Annotated in this window: 19 protein-coding genes and 2 pseudogenes; 10 read left to right on the forward strand and 11 right to left on the reverse strand. The window is 38.6% G+C overall.

Annotation, left to right across the window (positions count from 1 at the left end):
- Window positions 1-38: 38 nt before the first annotated feature.
- Window positions 39-181 (reverse strand): annotated as a pseudogene (locus MD588_RS24470) (IS4 family transposase); the annotation flags it as partial.
- A gap of 164 nt (window positions 182-345) precedes the next feature.
- Here MD588_RS24470 and MD588_RS24475 point away from each other — a divergent pair.
- The gene (locus tag MD588_RS24475; RefSeq protein ID WP_265700515.1) at window positions 346-780 is read left to right on the forward strand and encodes a recombinase family protein; all 435 of its coding nucleotides are present in this window, start codon (window positions 346-348) and stop codon (window positions 778-780) included.
- A gap of 124 nt (window positions 781-904) precedes the next feature.
- Here the strand turns inward: MD588_RS24475 and MD588_RS24480 are convergent, their stop codons facing one another.
- Together MD588_RS24480 and MD588_RS24485 are read right to left on the reverse strand one after the other, a co-directional pair.
- Window positions 905-1027 carry a hypothetical protein gene (locus MD588_RS24480; protein WP_265700516.1) on the reverse strand — a complete coding sequence of 41 codons (123 nt, stop codon included), beginning with the start codon at window positions 1025-1027 and terminating at the stop codon, window positions 905-907.
- 433 nt (window positions 1028-1460) lie between these two features.
- Window positions 1461-2279, reverse strand: coding sequence for a hypothetical protein (locus tag MD588_RS24485; RefSeq protein ID WP_265700518.1), 819 nt, complete (start codon window positions 2277-2279; stop codon window positions 1461-1463).
- A 307-nt stretch (window positions 2280-2586) separates the two neighbouring features.
- On the opposite strand from MD588_RS24485, the gene MD588_RS24490 reads away from it, so the two are divergent.
- Entirely contained in the window at window positions 2587-2778 is a 192-nt protein-coding gene (locus MD588_RS24490; RefSeq protein ID WP_265700519.1) for a helix-turn-helix transcriptional regulator, read from the forward strand.
- A gap of 56 nt (window positions 2779-2834) precedes the next feature.
- Here the strand turns inward: MD588_RS24490 and MD588_RS24495 are convergent, their stop codons facing one another.
- Window positions 2835-3515 (reverse strand): hypothetical protein, encoded by a 681-nt coding sequence (locus MD588_RS24495; protein WP_265700521.1) that lies wholly within the window; start codon window positions 3513-3515, stop codon window positions 2835-2837.
- A gap of 166 nt (window positions 3516-3681) precedes the next feature.
- Between MD588_RS24495 and MD588_RS24500 the strand changes: the two genes are divergently transcribed.
- Both MD588_RS24500 and MD588_RS24505 read left to right on the forward strand, forming a co-directional pair.
- Entirely contained in the window at window positions 3682-4830 is a 1149-nt protein-coding gene (locus MD588_RS24500) for a helix-turn-helix domain-containing protein (protein WP_265700522.1), read from the forward strand.
- A gap of 208 nt (window positions 4831-5038) precedes the next feature.
- A complete protein-coding gene (locus MD588_RS24505; RefSeq protein ID WP_265700523.1) occupies window positions 5039-5692 on the forward strand; it encodes an inovirus Gp2 family protein in 654 nt (217 codons plus the stop codon).
- 57 nt (window positions 5693-5749) lie between these two features.
- On the opposite strand, the gene MD588_RS24510 is transcribed toward MD588_RS24505, so the two are convergent.
- Both MD588_RS24510 and MD588_RS24515 read right to left on the reverse strand, forming a co-directional pair.
- Window positions 5750-6196 (reverse strand): hypothetical protein, encoded by a 447-nt coding sequence (locus MD588_RS24510; protein ID WP_265700524.1) that lies wholly within the window; start codon window positions 6194-6196, stop codon window positions 5750-5752.
- A 153-nt stretch (window positions 6197-6349) separates the two neighbouring features.
- Complete coding sequence (locus tag MD588_RS24515) at window positions 6350-7342, reverse strand: GTPase family protein (RefSeq protein WP_265700526.1); 993 nt, start codon at window positions 7340-7342, stop codon at window positions 6350-6352.
- A gap of 98 nt (window positions 7343-7440) precedes the next feature.
- On the opposite strand from MD588_RS24515, the gene MD588_RS24520 reads away from it, so the two are divergent.
- The gene (locus MD588_RS24520) at window positions 7441-7671 is read left to right on the forward strand and encodes a helix-turn-helix transcriptional regulator (RefSeq protein ID WP_265700527.1); all 231 of its coding nucleotides are present in this window, start codon (window positions 7441-7443) and stop codon (window positions 7669-7671) included.
- A gap of 93 nt (window positions 7672-7764) precedes the next feature.
- On the opposite strand, the gene MD588_RS24525 is transcribed toward MD588_RS24520, so the two are convergent.
- Genes MD588_RS24525 through radC form a run of 3 tightly spaced genes read right to left on the reverse strand, consistent with a single transcriptional unit; the run spans window position 7765 to window position 9148 of the window.
- On the reverse strand, window positions 7765-8202 hold the full coding sequence (locus tag MD588_RS24525) for a DUF2787 domain-containing protein (protein ID WP_265700529.1): 438 nt from the start codon (window positions 8200-8202) through the stop codon (window positions 7765-7767).
- A gap of 11 nt (window positions 8203-8213) precedes the next feature.
- A complete protein-coding gene (locus MD588_RS24530) occupies window positions 8214-8684 on the reverse strand; it encodes a DUF2787 family protein (RefSeq protein ID WP_265700530.1) in 471 nt (156 codons plus the stop codon).
- Window positions 8681-9148, reverse strand: coding sequence for a RadC family protein (radC, locus tag MD588_RS24535; RefSeq protein ID WP_265700531.1), 468 nt, complete (start codon window positions 9146-9148; stop codon window positions 8681-8683). The genes MD588_RS24530 and radC overlap by 4 nt, the downstream gene beginning before the upstream one ends.
- A 177-nt stretch (window positions 9149-9325) precedes the next feature.
- On the opposite strand from radC, the gene MD588_RS24540 reads away from it, so the two are divergent.
- The 3 genes and pseudogenes from MD588_RS24540 to MD588_RS24550 all read left to right on the forward strand — a co-directional run.
- Window positions 9326-9469, forward strand: coding sequence for a hypothetical protein (locus tag MD588_RS24540; RefSeq protein ID WP_140326702.1), 144 nt, complete (start codon window positions 9326-9328; stop codon window positions 9467-9469).
- Between the two features lie 237 nt (window positions 9470-9706).
- Window positions 9707-11953, forward strand: coding sequence for an ankyrin repeat domain-containing protein (locus MD588_RS24545; RefSeq protein ID WP_265700532.1), 2247 nt, complete (start codon window positions 9707-9709; stop codon window positions 11951-11953).
- A 222-nt stretch (window positions 11954-12175) separates the two neighbouring features.
- Window positions 12176-12448, forward strand: a pseudogene (locus MD588_RS24550) (restriction endonuclease); the annotation flags it as partial.
- Window positions 12449-12473: 25 nt separating this feature from the next.
- On the opposite strand, the gene MD588_RS24555 reads toward MD588_RS24550, so the two are convergent.
- Window positions 12474-12905 (reverse strand): type II toxin-antitoxin system HicB family antitoxin, encoded by a 432-nt coding sequence (locus MD588_RS24555; protein ID WP_265700534.1) that lies wholly within the window; start codon window positions 12903-12905, stop codon window positions 12474-12476.
- A gap of 35 nt (window positions 12906-12940) precedes the next feature.
- A complete protein-coding gene (locus MD588_RS24560; RefSeq protein ID WP_322784274.1) occupies window positions 12941-13198 on the reverse strand; it encodes a type II toxin-antitoxin system HicA family toxin in 258 nt (85 codons plus the stop codon).
- A 207-nt stretch (window positions 13199-13405) separates the two neighbouring features.
- Between MD588_RS24560 and MD588_RS24565 the strand changes: the two genes are divergently transcribed.
- Entirely contained in the window at window positions 13406-14992 is a 1587-nt protein-coding gene (locus MD588_RS24565) for a type I restriction-modification system subunit M (RefSeq protein WP_265700536.1), read from the forward strand.
- Window positions 14989-16203 (forward strand): restriction endonuclease subunit S, encoded by a 1215-nt coding sequence (locus tag MD588_RS24570; RefSeq protein WP_265700537.1) that lies wholly within the window; start codon window positions 14989-14991, stop codon window positions 16201-16203. Before MD588_RS24565 ends, MD588_RS24570 begins: the two co-directional genes overlap by 4 nt.
- Window positions 16204-16210 lie beyond the last annotated feature (7 nt).

The raw sequence follows: 16210 nt of genomic DNA on the forward strand, positions 1-16210 counted from the left end.
GGCCACCCGAAGGTGTAATGCATGTAAGTTAATATAACTTAACGCTTTTTGGGAGGTCTAGTCGCATAGCGACTAGGCCTTTCTTTACTGCTCTTGGGTAGCTTCTTTCTCTTCTCTCCGGCAGAGTAAAACTCTCTGCCATATCTAATATGTAATTCATCACCTCCGGGATTCTGTCTGGTGTACACGGCAATTGATAAGCTCTTATTTAAAAACACCGATGTCTCAAATGTATACCTTTTGAGACTGTATCGTGTTTTGTATCAAAAGGTTTATTTTCATATTTTGAGGCATCTAATATTCAAAGTGCTATAAGGTTTTGAGACAGTCGGGGAGGGGATGACTATGAGCATACAGCACATTGGGTATATCAGGTTTTCTACGATAGAGCGGTATACAGAGCGTCAGTTGGCAGATATTCATCTTGATAAAGTTTTTGAGGAAAAGCTTTCAGCCAGGGCGGTGGAGAGACCAGAGCTTCAGGCTTGCCTAGACTATTGTCAAGATGGGGATGTTCTACACATCCACTCATTGGATCGGGTGTGTCTTTCTGGTGCCAGTGACGCTGTGAAGATTGTAGAGGCCATGACGGTCAAAGGCGTCAGTGTACAGTTCCACAAGGAAGGGATGCGGTTTGATGGTCAAATGTCAGCTGCGCAGAAAGGTGTCTTATCCATATTAGCGAGTGTGGCGCAGATGGAACGTGAACTAATCGAAGAGAGGCAGGACGAAGATATTGCTGCGGGTAAACATAAGAGCCGCCGCGAGAGAAGACATTGAGAATTTAAAAGCGGAAGGGATGCCTATGACCCAAGTAGTTAAGGATCTGTGTATTGATAGAGAACGGTATATCAATTAGTTGAAAATTAAAGTAGGAAGGCTAGCATTTTGCTGGCCATTTATTTTATAGCCCGCTTGGCTTGATTCGTAGTTGAAGCTCTTGACCATCCGGTAGGTTGTATTCTTTCTGCTTGGTTTTCGCTTGGCGGATTTGTGTATCAGAGAGTGGTTTTACAACTTTGGGCATACAGCCTCCAACTTCTTGATGCCAGTTCCACCTGTTTTTGTAACACGCCGCATGTTACTAAAACGGATAAGTTACAAAGCGTGTTACAAGGCTGGCTTGATGAGGCAAGATGAAAATGGATGCTGTTAGACGCTAAATATGCAAAAAGCCCGCTAAACCAGTGGCCTAGCGGGCTTTTAAGGACGTCCTAAGACGTCAACATACGTATGTTTGGTGGGCTGGCGTCATCTGAACTGGTTGTGTAATCCATTGATTTTCAAATGATATCAATCAGTTCAGATATTCAAGCACTGCTAATGATACTGCTAAGAATGAAAGTTATACAAAAAGATCTTTGAGTTAAGTAGCAATTGCAGATACGACATGTTTTGTATAACAATGCCGAATGCTGTTTCATTAAGATAATTATTCGGCATTATTACGTTTACTCTTATTAAGCCCGATATAGTTCTCGATTTTCTGCCGACTCAGTTGAATGGTAGAAACACTGCTCATCTTCGTTAAACTTTATACGGCCAAACCCTTTAAAAGCATAGCAAAGAGGACTCAAAAACTCAGATTCTAATCTAGTGAAAACAGGCAAAGGAAGAATGTCTGTATCTTTGTAATCATTGATGTTTAGATTGTATTGTTCAAACTCTTTAATATCACTGTCCGTCATCTTGTATTTTTCGATGTGTTTATAAACTTGAGCTTTAAACCATATTTTTATGTTACCCATTGAAATCTCATACAGTCCACTGTCGACATAACCATCTTTTTGATCATTAGCTTTTTCTAGAGGGAACATAGTGATAACCAAAGCAACAGAAAAACGACTTTTGCCTACTTGAACAGTAGGGTGTCCAATTTCAGAGTTATGATCTGTTTGACTAAAATTGAATAGTTTATGCTTCCTTATCATGTCTGCATTTTCAGCATATTCGCTTCCATCTCCTCTTAGCCAAGGATGTGTATGGAAGGAGCCGAGATGTTGATATCCATCACCAAAGACGTTAGCAATATCTTTCTTTAAATCTAAAGAAAGTCGACTTGTTGTTACTGAGTCTTGCTCGCGTTCTGCGGATGTCTCAACGGATACATGTTCGATATTGCATTTAAAAGGAAGCCTTTTATTGCAAGAACCCCATAGGTGAGCGAAAGTTTCGATGGCGATCTCAGATTTATTTTCATGTTTGATTGCATATGCTTCGAAGGCAGCCATCAACATCTCAAAAATTGCACTCTTACTTACATTAACAGTTGCTATCATGTTTTCCTCGTTATATATCGTGCATATGCTTGCTGTTTAGTATGTGATTGTATGTAATCTAATAAATATTGCAATCTGTTTTATATGTGTTGTCCTGAGTTTATTTATTGAATATAGAAATCATAACTTGTACTGTTTTTATATCAGTTGGTTTAGATATCTATCTTTGTGTTTTGTTGTTATTCTCACTATCCACCAGCATTTTTATTGGTGAACTTACAACTTAATTTTTCTCCGTTTGAATCATACTTAATAAGTAAATGGATATATATCATCATGATGAGAAATCAAACAGAGAGGGTTTTAGATGGAAAGAAAAATTATAAAGTTAATTACTCTGCGTGAGGTGATTGCGCTTACTGGCTTATCTAGATCTACTATATATAAATATATTAATGAGAATAGATTTCCACAGCAGATTCCTGTGGGAGATCGTGCTGTCAGGTGGGATGAAGAAGAGGTTCAATCTTGGATTAATAGCAAAATAAAACTTAGATAAGACTGTTGAAGACTTAAATTTAGAATAGGGTTCTGTAAGATAAATATAAACAAGCCCTATTCATTATCTGATGGCCTTGTGATTGTTATTATTTCTTTTCTCTTTCTTATTAATTTTAAATCTGTATGTTCAGTGTCGATTGATTTTGGTTTGAAGCTTATGTCATGTATTTCTCTTTTTAATTTTTTTATTTCATTATTTAGTTTTTCAATTTCAACTTTAGCATTGTCTAAATCTAAATTTGATTGCTCTAATGTATTTTTTGTTTTATATAGTTCTGTCTCTAAAACTTTATTGTTTATATTTGCTAATAATAAAAAGTCTTCACTTATACTGTTTTTTATAATAATTTGTTTTTCTTGGTATGCACTGCTTATTAAATTTTCAATTGTTTTCTTTATGGTTGAACCTTTAGATAACTCATCTAGCTGTTTCTTTACATTGCTCTTAAGTTCAAAACTATAAAATTTAATTTCCTTATTCTTATCTCTTTTCTTCTTTTTCTCCCAAGCACCATATAGTTGCTTCCATATTTCACGTCCCTCAGCTGTTTGAGATAGGTTATTTTTGAAATTTTCAAAGCTTTCCTTATCTAATTCATTGTAGGTGCTACCAAAAAACATTGGGGGATGGTACTTGCTAAAAGATGGGTTGTTATTTTTCTTCTGTATATAACTTTTTAACCACAGCCGATGATTGCTATTTTTCCATGAAAAATGATTTAGTTTTTTAGCCATTATCTATACCAAATACACAGCTTCAAGTTATGAATAATTTACGATGATAGTAAAGGTTTATTAAGATCAAGTCACTCTGTTGGACTATGTCTGTGGACCATGTCCAAGTTTTTATTTCAATTTGCCAGTAATATGGGGTGTATGAGGAGCAGTTTAGGGTTTAAGCATGTATATACAGTCACTTTTATTGTCCGTTAAAGGGTTATCTCCAGAAGGAAAGTACCTTCTGGTTCAGATGATCAAATGCTTTGATATCGATAATCCGTTAGAGGTTAGTGCTGTTCGACTTGCTAAGATATGTGGTGTCTCTAGAAAGATTGTAGTACCTACCATGATAGCGTTATCAGATGCTGGGCTTGTTTCTATTATCAGGCAAGGAAAAGTAAAAAAGGCCTATCAGTTTTCGGATGATCTTGTTAAGGCTCTTATAGCAACAAAAAAATACAGACAGCCCTTATCTTATAGCAAGGTTATGATTGATGAGGTGTTAGACTCTAACAATGATAATCATAAGGCATTGAATGTTTCACATAAGCTACTACTTTGCCTCTTCCTTGCACATGCTGATAAATTTGGTATCGTTCATAACTTTAGTGTTTCTGATATTTCAAAATTTACAGGAATGAAGAGAGAAAGAATTCGTAGCCAAATTAAGAAACTGATTAATCTTGGATATATAATCTATAGAGTTCCAGGGGTAAATCATGACTATATGTTTGGTAAAGCAAAAGGTGCTTTCTTTCTTGATGTGAATAACAAGTTTATAACTACTATGTCTCCAGTTATAAAAGAAGAGTCATTAAGGTTAATTAATGATGATAATTTCTATGACGTTGGTAAGTTAGTTGATGACTTGTTTTTGTTTAAAAGTAGTAGGAAGGTAAGATATGTAGGCCACCATGTTCACCACGAGGTTTATGATCCGATGTGGTTTGAAGTACTTATGAAAATATTAGCAATAAAGAGTAGTGATATAAACTTTATTGTCTATTTTCAGTATAGGCTTGAGCAATATATTTGTCATATGCTTTCCAAATATTCGCATCGTGAGGTTTTATTTATAGAGGAAAGAGAAAAAAGAAAGATAAGGAAGTTGATGACGGTGTTTTTAACTAAAGAATTTTATAACCGCACTGATATTTTTGATGATCAAGATATTAATGTGATTTCTGATTGTTTTTCATCTTTAGTATCAAGCTTATATCTTGGCCTTAAGGAAATAGAAAATGGTGAATGTGAACATAATAGTCATAGTTACCAAATAAGGAATTATTTTAGTGGTAAGCGAGTATTGGTTCGCCGTGCTAATGGATAATTGCTGAATGATGTTTTTCCAGAGTACTTATTACAATGTTTAGTCTTAATAAGTTCAGTGTGATAAGGGGGCTGGGTTAAAGTCAAAGGTAAAAACACGGCGGTATTAGTAATATTATTATTGTAAGCTAATGTCTATTTATTAGTGGCACACAAAAATACAAAAAGAGTTCTACCTATGAAGATAATCATCTGATCAGGAGAACGTAATGATTAATCAAAACAATTATCAATGTTGCAATATATCCAAAATAATTCTAGAGCACTATGAGGGGATGAAAGTACAAACAGGGTGTGGTCCATTAAAATTATCTTACCTCCAAGCCATCAAAAAGACTTTAGACCTATCTCTTAGCAGTCATCCTAAAACATGTGCTATGCGTTTTGATTTACGCTACCCGGCTGATTCTAATAATCAGATAGTGGATAGTAAACATATATCAAGGTTTATTGATTCATTTAAAGCAATATTGGCAGCTGACTTAAACAGGAAAGGAAAGTCAGGCAGATGTATTCCTCGTTTTGTTTGGGTGAAAGAGCAGAAATCATCAGAAAGACCGCATTATCATGTGGTGCTATTGGTGAACGGGAATATCTATAATCAACTAGGTTGGTTTACTAAAAATCACGGCAATATGGCTGCAAGGATTCAGCAAGCATGGGCAAGTGCGTTGAGTATTCCTATGTGTGATGTGGATGGAACGGTTCATTACCCTAATAACCCTATTTATATAGTCAACAAATACAAGTCTGATTTTCAAGATTGTTACGAAGAGTTGTTTTATCGGCTTAGTTACTTTGCGAAGGAAAATACTAAACACTATGGTACAGGAAAGAAAAATTTCGGTAGTAGCCGAAAGTAATTAGGTATATAAACTTATAAAAATGAAAGGCCAATTCGGCCTTTCTGATTCATTCATTTATTCAGCAGTGTATCTATAATCCCCTTCACTGGATGATATAACGATTTCATGGATTCGACATTTGGTGGTCGTAACATACCCTGTAGATTGGCCATATTGTAAATCTACCGGTTCATAAGCGTGCCATACAACACCATTGGGATTCGACTTTACCTGTTTCTTTTTATAATCAGGATTGCTTAAGTTCTTTAGTAACTCGTCGGATTGACTGTATTTATTTATATTGGTACTTACTTTTGGCATCTCTGGCCAAGCAAGTTGACAGTTACCACGGTTAACATCAACTTTGTAGATTGTTGCGGAATCGAACAATGAAGTAACAAATAACTTTGTCTTTGTACCCCATTGCGTATTGATGTCTTTGAATTCGACTTTAAAGCCTTCCGCATTTGCTGTACTTGTGAATAACAGGAGAGCGGCAGAGGCTATGATGAATTGTCGCATGTGTATGTCCTATTTATCTGATTTTAAATAACAATGATTATTGAGCGGTGGAAATATGGGGAATGTTAGTTGTGACATGGTGGGCATAGGCGCACTGTATGAGCCTTAGAGCGGATTTCTTGTCAATGTGAACAACTGGTATTGCTTTAACCTTCAGAAGCCAAATAGGTACTTTAGCCCTCCAGATATGGCACCAACCATGCCGCCGACAAATCTCCCCACTTTTTCTCCAGCAGTGCCGAATAGCATGCCTACTTCTTCACCGATATCTGCACCTTTGGTTGTGGAGTCAACGATTGCTTCCCAAAAGCTCTCGCGTGTTTTTTTGTTGTAGTCGATATGCTTATCGTCATCGCACCAGTGGGTTTTCTCCGTCGATAGGGTTCTATCGGCAAGGATTACCCTTTTATTTTTTGGTAAGTGTTCAACGATTAAAAACAGCAGCTTGGAGAGGTTGTATGGACGTTGTTTCTCCTGGCCGTCGGTATAGCCAGCAACGTAGTAGATAGGGGCAATATTGACGCCTGTGGCTTCTTTGATGCGCGCTTGTACTGATGACACCTTTTCATCAAGAAAGCGTTCAGCTTGTGGTGTGGGGCGATTGTGCTGGTGATCCCAAGCATGAGGCCCTTTGAGTGCTACGTCGGCTTGATTAATGGCAACAAGTAACCGTTGTTCTGGGTGTTGGCCAAGATTAGGAATAACCACATCATTAATGAGTTTGGTTGTCGTCCCTAAATCTCTTGTACTGCCATCGATAATGACGAGAACCAAATCAATCACTAGATCGCCTACTAAGTTCGTCTCCTGTAATTTGTGCTTAATCGCGGATGCATGTTGGCGATCTTGTTTTATCCCATCGCCTAATCCCGGACTGTCCCATAGCACCATGTTGTTCAAGGTGTAATTCGTGATTGCTGATGTTTGAGGATCGCATCCGGTTCCTACTTTAGCCATCGACATATCGAACAAAGCGTTAATCGTGCTGCTTTTACCAGCTCCAGTAGCACCAGTGATCAATAGATTGAGTTGTGTGTTTTTAAGGTGCTCTAGGTTACGCAGCAGTACTGTACGTGCTTGGTTACTTAGGGAGGCTTGTTCAACGGCTTGAGCGATGATGTGTAATAGGTTGTCATGCGGGTTCATGTGATTTTCCTTAGGGTGAATGTATAGCTCAAGAATCGAGCGCGTAAAAATTACAGAAAGGGAACTCCTTATGAAGAACAATTCATGAGGAATGAAAAATGAAACTAATTCGACAAAAAGAAGTAACTGAGATGACGGGTGTTAGCCGTGCCAGCGTGTACAAATTAATGGCAGTTGGTCGATTCCCTAAATCGGTGTCGTTAGGCGATCGAGCTGTTGCATGGGTTGAGAGTGAAGTGCAGGAGTGGATTTTAGAGAGGATTGCTGAGCGCGATGAACAGGAATCAGGTTATGCGAGTTCATCTAGCTCAGACAGTATTGCTTGCTAGTCTTTCTCTTAGGAATATGGGTTGGTGAACAAGTGTCTTAGTGATATAGGTGGAGTTGTTGCGAATTATCAAAAAAGGAATGATTGACGGGAGTTACTGAGGACTAATTTGTACTTCATCAAAGGCTCCCATGTTCACATAACTGATAAAGTTACGCTCCCACAATTGGTATAGGTCATCTATACCGGGTGATTGGATGCTTTGCCAACCAGTTGCAACGGTAAACGCGACTTGATTACCAAAGTCGAAATCCAGACTACGTTCCAGCTCAGGGTAATAGTTACCCATAAAGGCAAAATCGGTGATGTAGAGAATATCGAAATGACCATCGCCGTTCCTTTGTAAACCGATCTCGACAGGATGAAAGCCACCATTCTCAGCACTATAGCTTGAATCTCTAAAATTCAAGGTAATGTGTGAGCTGGTGGCTGTTCCTTCTTTTGTTAGCTCTTGAGTAATCAGTGTATGTAGTTTTTCTGAAACGGATAGGGCGTATGGGGTGAACTCAATAACTGGATTTATAGCGGCCATGGATTATCTCCTTACGGTTTAATACAAAGTGCGTTATCTGTGGTGTCTATGTGGTACTTCATGATGGTGAGGTTGATTTCATCGAATTGATGATTATTGAGATGAGAAAGGAAAGCGCTTTGCCAGGCTTGAAAGAGCAGTTGGACTTTTGGTTGCTCTATCTCACAGTAGCCAATATCAGGTTGGTAGAATTGCTTCTTGATACTGTCGAATAACAGCTCAACATCAAGGTTGCTTGATGTCGGCTCTTCATAAGCAAAGCTTGCGATTAAGCATAAGTGCCAGAGATTGTCTTTCGGTTTTCGTTCCAGTTGAACTTCTGTTGGATGAGGCCCCAAACGGGTATGAAAATAGGCTTGGTGATTGAAGCTAATAGCAAGCTTGGTGGTTATATGGTTGGCGCGATGAAGTTGGCGTGTAAGCACTGAAGAAAGTTCTGGTGCAATTTTTAGATATGGTGGGTGGAGTAATTGATAGGTCATAGATACCCCCGCTCAGCAAATGATACTGGCTCTTTCCCCACAACAATATGATCTAAAACGCGAACATCAATCAGAGCAAGTGCATCTTGTAAGCGTTTCGTGATTCGTCGATCTGCCTGTGAAGGTTCGGCATCACCGGAAGGGTGATTATGAGCAAAAATCACGGCTGCGGCATTAGCATTTAATACAGCTTTGACGACTTCTCTAGGGTAAACACTGGCTGAATCAATCGTACCCCAGAATAGCTCTTTGAACTCAAGCATATGATGTTGATTGTCCAATAACATCACTGCAAAAACCTCTCGCTCATAGCTACCTAATTTGCAAGATAAGAAGTCTTTTGTCGCATTCGGATTACAATATTGATCACCTCTGAAGCCGCGTGCTGCAAGGATTTCTGCGGCCGCGTCGAGCACCCTGTCAGCTGTCACAGGACCGTCAAAAAAGTAGTTGTTTTCGTGCATAGTGAACTCCTGGAAATGGATTGATGTTGGTATGCACTAAGGTGATATATATCTGAAAATAAATAGAAAATACCCAGTGAAATTAAAACTAAAATTTTTCATCCATTTGCCTTGCAGACGAGTAATGAGATGCGGTTTACCCTTTAGGTGTCATTTAAACAACCAAAGGAAATCAGTATGTCTAAATCAAAATCTCCAATGACGCCAAATGCCGCAAAACGTATTCAAAGTGCGGAAGCAAAAGCAAACGGCGGTCAAGTGGCTAAAGGTGGGTTTGCTGCAAGAGCTCAAAGTGCTGCTGCAAAGAATAGCCAAAACTAGCAAATGCGAGAAATGGGATTTTGAGCCCATTTTTACCATGAGGAAGTTTAGTAATAATAAGGATATTCAAAAGCTTGTATTGATGTTAGTCCGGAATGATTGGACCTATATGCCTGGGCGAAAGCATGGGAAATTACGCTCTCCGGAAGGACAAAGGATCACTGTGCCAAGTACCCCGAGTGATCGACGAGCTTATAAGAATTTTTTGAAAGATATAAAAAGGTTAGCTAGGCCAAGATGACAAAGATAGAAACGCCATACATCACTATACAGAGTCTCTTACGAGAGTTTGCCAAAGCGCTTGGGACGAAAATGTTTGCAGCAAAAGAGATCGACAATGTGTGTAAACATGTTGAGATTAACCCACATCAGTTGCAAGAATTAAAAAAGCAGTTGATTCACCAACCGTTAAGTAAGTATGTCAACGTGTACTTCGCGGACCATGTCATGGAGCAGCTGGAGACCGTTTTTAAACAGTACCTCGATATTGTTCAGAAAGTTCCACTAGATGGTGTCAATGCAGAGAAAGCTCAGAAGCTTATTAATAGTCACTATATTTCAATGGCCGTTGCTTTCGTGTGCCATGAAATGTTTGAGGGGATGCGTACTACGCCAGAACAATTGGCGAATAGTGGTCAAACCGCGATGCAGTTTGTATTTGACAAATTTAAGAACTCATCAACTTGGCTAAAGTATTACGAGACGGAAAAAAAAGAGCAGAAAGATAAGTACCGAATATGGGTAAAAGGGGAGTATTGTGAGTTACCTGATATCACCGGAATTGCAGCTATTGGTAAAGCATGGACCGATGAACGAGATTGGGGGGTAATTAAAGCAAGGCTTGTAGCTGCTCGCATTTGGGATCACTTCTTTTATCGATCCGGAATCTGTGATCTAGATATTATTCGCTCCATGGATGTAGAGGAGCAGTTCAACTCATTCGTTGAGTCACTTCAGCGACTACAGCGTGAAGACAGTGAGCAGTATCAGGCATCAGCATCTATAGCATTGGAGCTTTATGACCGGATGAGGTTAAGGAAAACAAAATCTCACGATGATGAACAGAGATGCCAGGTATTGCTAGAGCAATTGAATCGTTTCCAGAGTGAATCTGATAAACACAAAGAAACCACCTATTACTATCATTGGATGAAAGCTCGTTATCACCTCCATCGTGGTGAATTAGATGCGGCATTAGAGAGTTATAAGCTTGCCTATGAGCAGTCGATATATCGTTCAGGTGAGAACATAGCATGCATTATTAAAGAAGCTACGTTAGTCTCCTCACGCCTTCAAAAACCAGATAAGTCTTTTATCAATAGATTACGCAGTATGGCAGCAGTTTTTGAATTAGAGATTTTGCCAAGCCTTTCCTCAGATCAAACCAAGAGAAAGCCAGAGTTGGTCGAGGAGTGGGAAGTGAGTGCTTATGCCCGCTATTTTGAATCTTACTTCACCAAAGAGTCTTTCTTTCCTGGGGCGGACTATCCAGAGTTTTATGGCCCGCGTTACGGTGCATGGCTGGTGGATGAAACCAAATACAAGGTAAATGTAAACAATCCCAACAAGATGCTTTCTGTCGGAGAGAAAGGCTTGATGGTAAAGCGAATGCCTCAACTGGTTTATTTTGCGATGAATGGCGATGAGTCGGCAGTTAATGCACTCATTGAAGTCGGTGCTGATGTCAATAAAGTGTCTAAATCTGATGAAAGTGCTTTGTTAATGGCAGTGCAAGCGATGCAAGTAAACTTGCTTCCATTGAATTCAATGCAAGATGGGATGTTGAAAGTCATTGCATCTAAGCCACATAAAGAAAAAACAGTGAACTTGATAACAACCAAACGTAAATTGACAGCGCTAGGTTGTGCCGTTCAAACAGGACGACTTGATGTAGTGAAAGCAGTCGTTGATTTGGGAGCAAAGGTTGACCAACGACATGATATTGGAGCAGAAACGCCCTTGTTTACATGTATGGGGTTAATGAGCCACCATAAACGGCCATCAATCCCATCCATGCTTGCCGAATCAAACAAATATAGTGATCAAAACCTACAATCTTACATGGCTCATGCCGCAGGCCTTGTTCCACATGATAAAGAGCAGTTGAAAAAGGTAATAGCATCTAATCAAGAGGCCCCCATTTTTAGTGCTTGTGAGGACTTTGGACGGGAGTATATAGGACGTAACATACGCAACCTTACCACTATCGATGGACTTCGTGAGATAGCAAAATACCTGATAGAAATAGGTGCTAATCCGAATGCAAAACACGATACGGCACTACATGGTTATACTCCATTGATGCTTGCGGCAGAACTGGATGAAGCCGAGCTTTTTTACTTAATGGCTAAGGCTGGTGGTGATATTAACGACTCTTGTTTTAACCCTCAGAATAATCAACGAAAGTCATGTTTTGAAATCGCAGCTCATTGGCGTTCTCAATCTGTACTAGCGCTATTCAACCACGCCCCAGAACATTCATAGCTTGATACTGTATTTACTTCAAAGCATCGTCCTAAAATAAGGACGATGCTTTTCGTTACACCATAAGTTGCTGTTTTTTTTAATGTATACAAGGTAAGTCAATAAATCTTCGTGTATATTCTAGCGATTGAGTATTGATTTGTGCTAGGAAAGTGGTGTGATCCCAAGTTATCAAGAGCTTATGAAGCCTGTGCTGGAATTAGCAAATGATGAAGAAGTTAAGCTAAACGGTACGCTGATGGCAACAATGTTGGAGCAAGTGATATCAGGGATTTCTTTGGTGCACTGAACTTGAAAAAAGCTCACAAAGGCATTTTCATTACCACCTCAGATTTTACTGCATCAGCAATGCGAACAGCGAAAGATCTTGGTATACGAATCGTGCTTATCAACGGGAAAGAGCTTGCAAAGCTGATGCTGCGATACAACATTGGAAGCCGTGACGAGCAAATATTACACCTGAAGAAAATAGACGAAGAATTTTTTGAAGGATAGTCAGAAAGCTTCCAATGGAAGCTTTCTATAGCTGCATTTCATGTCTCGCAGCTGTGGCAAGAAAATCACTGCGGTCTTTGTAGCGACCTGAAGAATGCTTAACATGATCATCAATACGCTGGATGAGCACATCTGGCAAGCTGATGTTTATCCGCTTTGGTTTACCTTCAAATTTAGAGATATCGACATCTAACATTAGCCAAGTATCGCAATAGGCGTATTCTTCATCTTTTTGATAAGTCAGCACGCCTTTGTCTTTAAGAGCTGAAAGAGATACACCGTCTTCTAGCATTTCTTCAACCATCATTGTGATGGCTTCGGTGGCCATTGCAACGATCTCTTGCTCGCTATCAGCAGCACTGAAACAGCCGTATCCACCATTACAAAGGGCTGGGACGATTAAACCAAATGCATCATCGTCACCTTTTGGGACTTCTACACCAATTGAAAATAACATAATTAACCCTCCAAAGGTTGCGACAGTGCTCCTCCTTAGAGGAGCCCTGCCGACTTTTTGATAGACCTTACGGTGCCAACTGGAAGATGTTGTTTAGGGTGAGGCACTGGAAATTTCTGCCCTGTAACTGGAGAGTACCAAATTTGGTGGCTCCCCTTACCTTGACGATGCAAGGTACAACCAATTTCTTTTAGGTCTCTGATTAGATCTGATGAACGCATAGCGCCTCCTGTAGTGTGAATTAGTAAATTTTTATACCGTCTACTCAAACACTTGAGCCTTATCCCAAACATTACGCTTTGAAAGTCTATTCAATGCACTCTGTTTTAGGTCGTACAAAAAACTACTGCACTACTCTCTAATCAGTGGTAACATTATATACACACCGATACACACGATGCAAGTTTTTTATCATTTCCTGCTGTTACGCATACATAATTGACACGTAATGCAATAGAATCAGCAGCAATTGAACCGAATAAGCTTAAGAAGTAAGTTGCATGACTCAAGATCAAAAACAGAAACTAGAACAACAACTCTGGAAGATAGCCGATGAACTGCGCGGAAAAATGAATGCCGATGAGTTTCGTGATTACTGCTTAGGCTTTATCTTCTATAAATACCTATCAGAATGTATTACTGATTATGCTAATAGCATCTTGAAGGATAGCGGTGAAAGCATCTGCTTTACTGATCTGAATGAGAACGACGAAGACCATCAAGACTATTTAGAAGCACTGCAAGAAGAAACACTTAACAAACTAGGCTATTTCCTTAAGCCGAATGAATTGTTTCATCGTATTGCTGAACGAGGATCTGAACGTGGTGAAAGACCGCGTGAGTTTATCTTAGAGGACCTCACAAAAGTACTTCGTAACATCGAGCGCTCAACCATGGGGACCGATAGCGAAGAAGATTTCGAGCATCTGTTCGAAGATTTGGACCTTACTTCAACCAAACTAGGTAAAACCGAAAAAGCAAAAAATGAACTCATTGCTAAGATCTTGGAACACTTAGATAAAATCGACTTTGCCATCCATGATAGTAACAGTGATGTGTTGGGGGATGCTTATGAGTATTTGATTGGTCAATTTGCCAGTGGTGCAGGTAAAAAAGCAGGTGAATTTTACACCCCACAATCAGTATCAACAGTACTTTCGAGGCTTGTTACTACAGGTAAAACGCACATCAAATCGGTGTACGATCCAACATGTGGTTCGGGCTCTTTGCTACTTCGTGTAGCACGAGAAACCCAAGTAGAAGATTTTTACGGCCAAGAAATGAACCGAACAACGTTTAACTTGGCACGTATGAACATGATCCTACATGGTGTGCATTACCGTAACTTCAACCTAAAGCAAGATGATACCTTAGAACACCCCCAACACTTAGAACACCGTTTTGAAGCAATAGTCGCCAACCCGCCGTTCTCGGCAAAATGGAGCTCTAAAGCCAGTTTTTCTAGCGACGACCGCTTTAGCCAATATGGTAAACTAGCACCTGCTTCTAAAGCCGATTTTGCCTTTGTACAGCATATGATCTATCAACTTGCTGATAACGGTACCATGGCGATAGTACTGCCTCACGGCGTGTTATTTCGTGGTTCAACTGAAGGTTCTATTCGTGAGCACCTGATCAAAGAACTTAATTATCTTGATGCCGTAATTGGTCTACCTGCTAACATTTTTTATGGTACCAGTATACCGACCTGTATTTTGGTCTTCAAAAAGTGCCGCAAGAACCCTGATGATATATTGTTCATCGATGCCAGCAATGAGTTTGAAAAGGGTAAGAACCAAAACACCTTAACATCTGATAATATCAAAAAAATTCTAGCAAGCTATCAGGCACGCCAAACTGAAAAGAAATACAGCTATTTAGCACCGTTAAGCGAAGTTGCAGAAAACGGTTATAATCTCAATATTCCGCGCTACGTCGATACTTTTGAAGAAGAAGAGTTGGTTGATTTAAACAATGTAACTAAGCAGCTAATCGATTTAGATAGAGCGATGGTAGATATAGATTCAGCTCTTGCTACATACTGTAAAGAGCTCGGTATTGATGCGCCATTTGAGGTAATAGCATGAACAATAAAGTTAATCGATTAGAGCCTAAAATGAGATTCCCAACGTTCAAAAACGGATGGGAAAGAAGCACTCTATCAGATGTTTCTATTATAGACAAAAAATCATTAACTAATAAGACTGATGATGATTATCAGTTTTATTATATCTCATTGTCAGACGTTAATGACCAAAGAATATCTGATAACTTAGAATGTTATAATTACAAAAGTTCGCCATCAAGAGCTCGTAGAGTTATAGATGAAGAAAATATTTTATTTGCTACAGTTCGACCAAATTTAAAAAACTTTGCTTTAGTCGAAGAAAAGTTTAAAGATTGTATTGCAAGTACTGGTTTTTCTGTGATAGAAGCAAAAAATGGGTATGACCCAAAATTCATATTTCAATCTTTATTTACGAATAGAATAACACAGCAGATCAACAATCTTGTTGTTGGTTCTAATTATCCTGCAATAAATAGTTCTGACGTGAAAGATTTAATTCTTTACATTCCATTAGAACTCAAAGAGCAACAAAAAGTCTCAAGTTTTTTAACAACTGTTGATGATAAAATCACACAGCTGAATAAGAAAAAAAGCCTACTAATAAAGTATAAAAAAGGAGTAATGCAACAATTATTTACTCAAAAAATCCGTTTTAAAAATAAAGATTTGAAAGATTTTCCTGATTGGAAGAAGGATGAAATCGGTAAATATTTACAATTACACAAAGAACGAACATCATCTGATACTAATTACCCTATACTAACATCATCAAGAACAGGGCTTCATTTACAAAAAGATTACTATGCATCTCGTGAGCTAAATAACAATGGGGAGTATGGAGTTGTTCCTCGAGGTTATTTTACTTACCGACACATGAGTGATGATTTAACATTTAAATTTAATATAAATAACTTATGTGATAAAGGAGCTATTAGTAAAGAATACCCTGTATTTTCAACAAACGGGATTGACCCTTATTACTTACAATCACAGCTAAACGAAGGTAATGAGTTTAAAAAGTTTGCTATTCAACAAAAGCTAGGTGGTACTAGAACTCGACTTTATTATAAGAATTTAGTGAAATTAAAGTTACCAATTCCATCTTTAGAAGAACAAGAAAAAATATCAAATTACTTAAAAACTATTGATGAGAAAATAAACAAGACAAAAGAACAAATTTCAGAAATGAAAAAATTCAAATATGGTTTACTTCAACAGATGTTTGTTTAGGTGATGA

It is taken from the genome of Photobacterium obscurum (genome assembly GCF_026191635.1).
In the GTDB taxonomy this organism is placed as follows: domain Bacteria; phylum Pseudomonadota; class Gammaproteobacteria; order Enterobacterales; family Vibrionaceae; genus Photobacterium; species Photobacterium obscurum.

What these genes read in the sequence shown, in the direction of transcription:
- MD588_RS24475 (WP_265700515.1), top strand. Translation starts at nt 346, where the DNA reads ATGAGCATACAGCACATTGGGTATATCAGGTTTTCTACGATAGAGCGG.
- MD588_RS24480 (WP_265700516.1), bottom strand. Translation starts at nt 1,027, where the DNA reads ATGCCCAAAGTTGTAAAACCACTCTCTGATACACAAATCCGCCAAGCG.
- MD588_RS24485 (WP_265700518.1), bottom strand. Translation starts at nt 2,279, where the DNA reads ATGATAGCAACTGTTAATGTAAGTAAGAGTGCAATTTTTGAGATGTTG.
- MD588_RS24490 (WP_265700519.1), top strand. Translation starts at nt 2,587, where the DNA reads ATGGAAAGAAAAATTATAAAGTTAATTACTCTGCGTGAGGTGATTGCG.
- MD588_RS24495 (WP_265700521.1), bottom strand. Translation starts at nt 3,515, where the DNA reads ATGGCTAAAAAACTAAATCATTTTTCATGGAAAAATAGCAATCATCGG.
- MD588_RS24500 (WP_265700522.1), top strand. Translation starts at nt 3,682, where the DNA reads ATGTATATACAGTCACTTTTATTGTCCGTTAAAGGGTTATCTCCAGAA.
- MD588_RS24505 (WP_265700523.1), top strand. Translation starts at nt 5,039, where the DNA reads ATGATTAATCAAAACAATTATCAATGTTGCAATATATCCAAAATAATT.
- MD588_RS24510 (WP_265700524.1), bottom strand. Translation starts at nt 6,196, where the DNA reads ATGCGACAATTCATCATAGCCTCTGCCGCTCTCCTGTTATTCACAAGT.
- MD588_RS24515 (WP_265700526.1), bottom strand. Translation starts at nt 7,342, where the DNA reads ATGAACCCGCATGACAACCTATTACACATCATCGCTCAAGCCGTTGAA.
- MD588_RS24520 (WP_265700527.1), top strand. Translation starts at nt 7,441, where the DNA reads ATGAAACTAATTCGACAAAAAGAAGTAACTGAGATGACGGGTGTTAGC.
- MD588_RS24525 (WP_265700529.1), bottom strand. Translation starts at nt 8,202, where the DNA reads ATGGCCGCTATAAATCCAGTTATTGAGTTCACCCCATACGCCCTATCC.
- MD588_RS24530 (WP_265700530.1), bottom strand. Translation starts at nt 8,684, where the DNA reads ATGACCTATCAATTACTCCACCCACCATATCTAAAAATTGCACCAGAA.
- radC (WP_265700531.1), bottom strand. Translation starts at nt 9,148, where the DNA reads ATGCACGAAAACAACTACTTTTTTGACGGTCCTGTGACAGCTGACAGG.
- MD588_RS24540 (WP_140326702.1), top strand. Translation starts at nt 9,326, where the DNA reads ATGTCTAAATCAAAATCTCCAATGACGCCAAATGCCGCAAAACGTATT.
- MD588_RS24545 (WP_265700532.1), top strand. Translation starts at nt 9,707, where the DNA reads ATGACAAAGATAGAAACGCCATACATCACTATACAGAGTCTCTTACGA.
- MD588_RS24555 (WP_265700534.1), bottom strand. Translation starts at nt 12,905, where the DNA reads ATGTTATTTTCAATTGGTGTAGAAGTCCCAAAAGGTGACGATGATGCA.
- MD588_RS24560 (WP_322784274.1), bottom strand. Translation starts at nt 13,198, where the DNA reads ATGTTTGGGATAAGGCTCAAGTGTTTGAGTAGACGGTATAAAAATTTA.
- MD588_RS24565 (WP_265700536.1), top strand. Translation starts at nt 13,406, where the DNA reads ATGACTCAAGATCAAAAACAGAAACTAGAACAACAACTCTGGAAGATA.
- MD588_RS24570 (WP_265700537.1), top strand. Translation starts at nt 14,989, where the DNA reads ATGAACAATAAAGTTAATCGATTAGAGCCTAAAATGAGATTCCCAACG.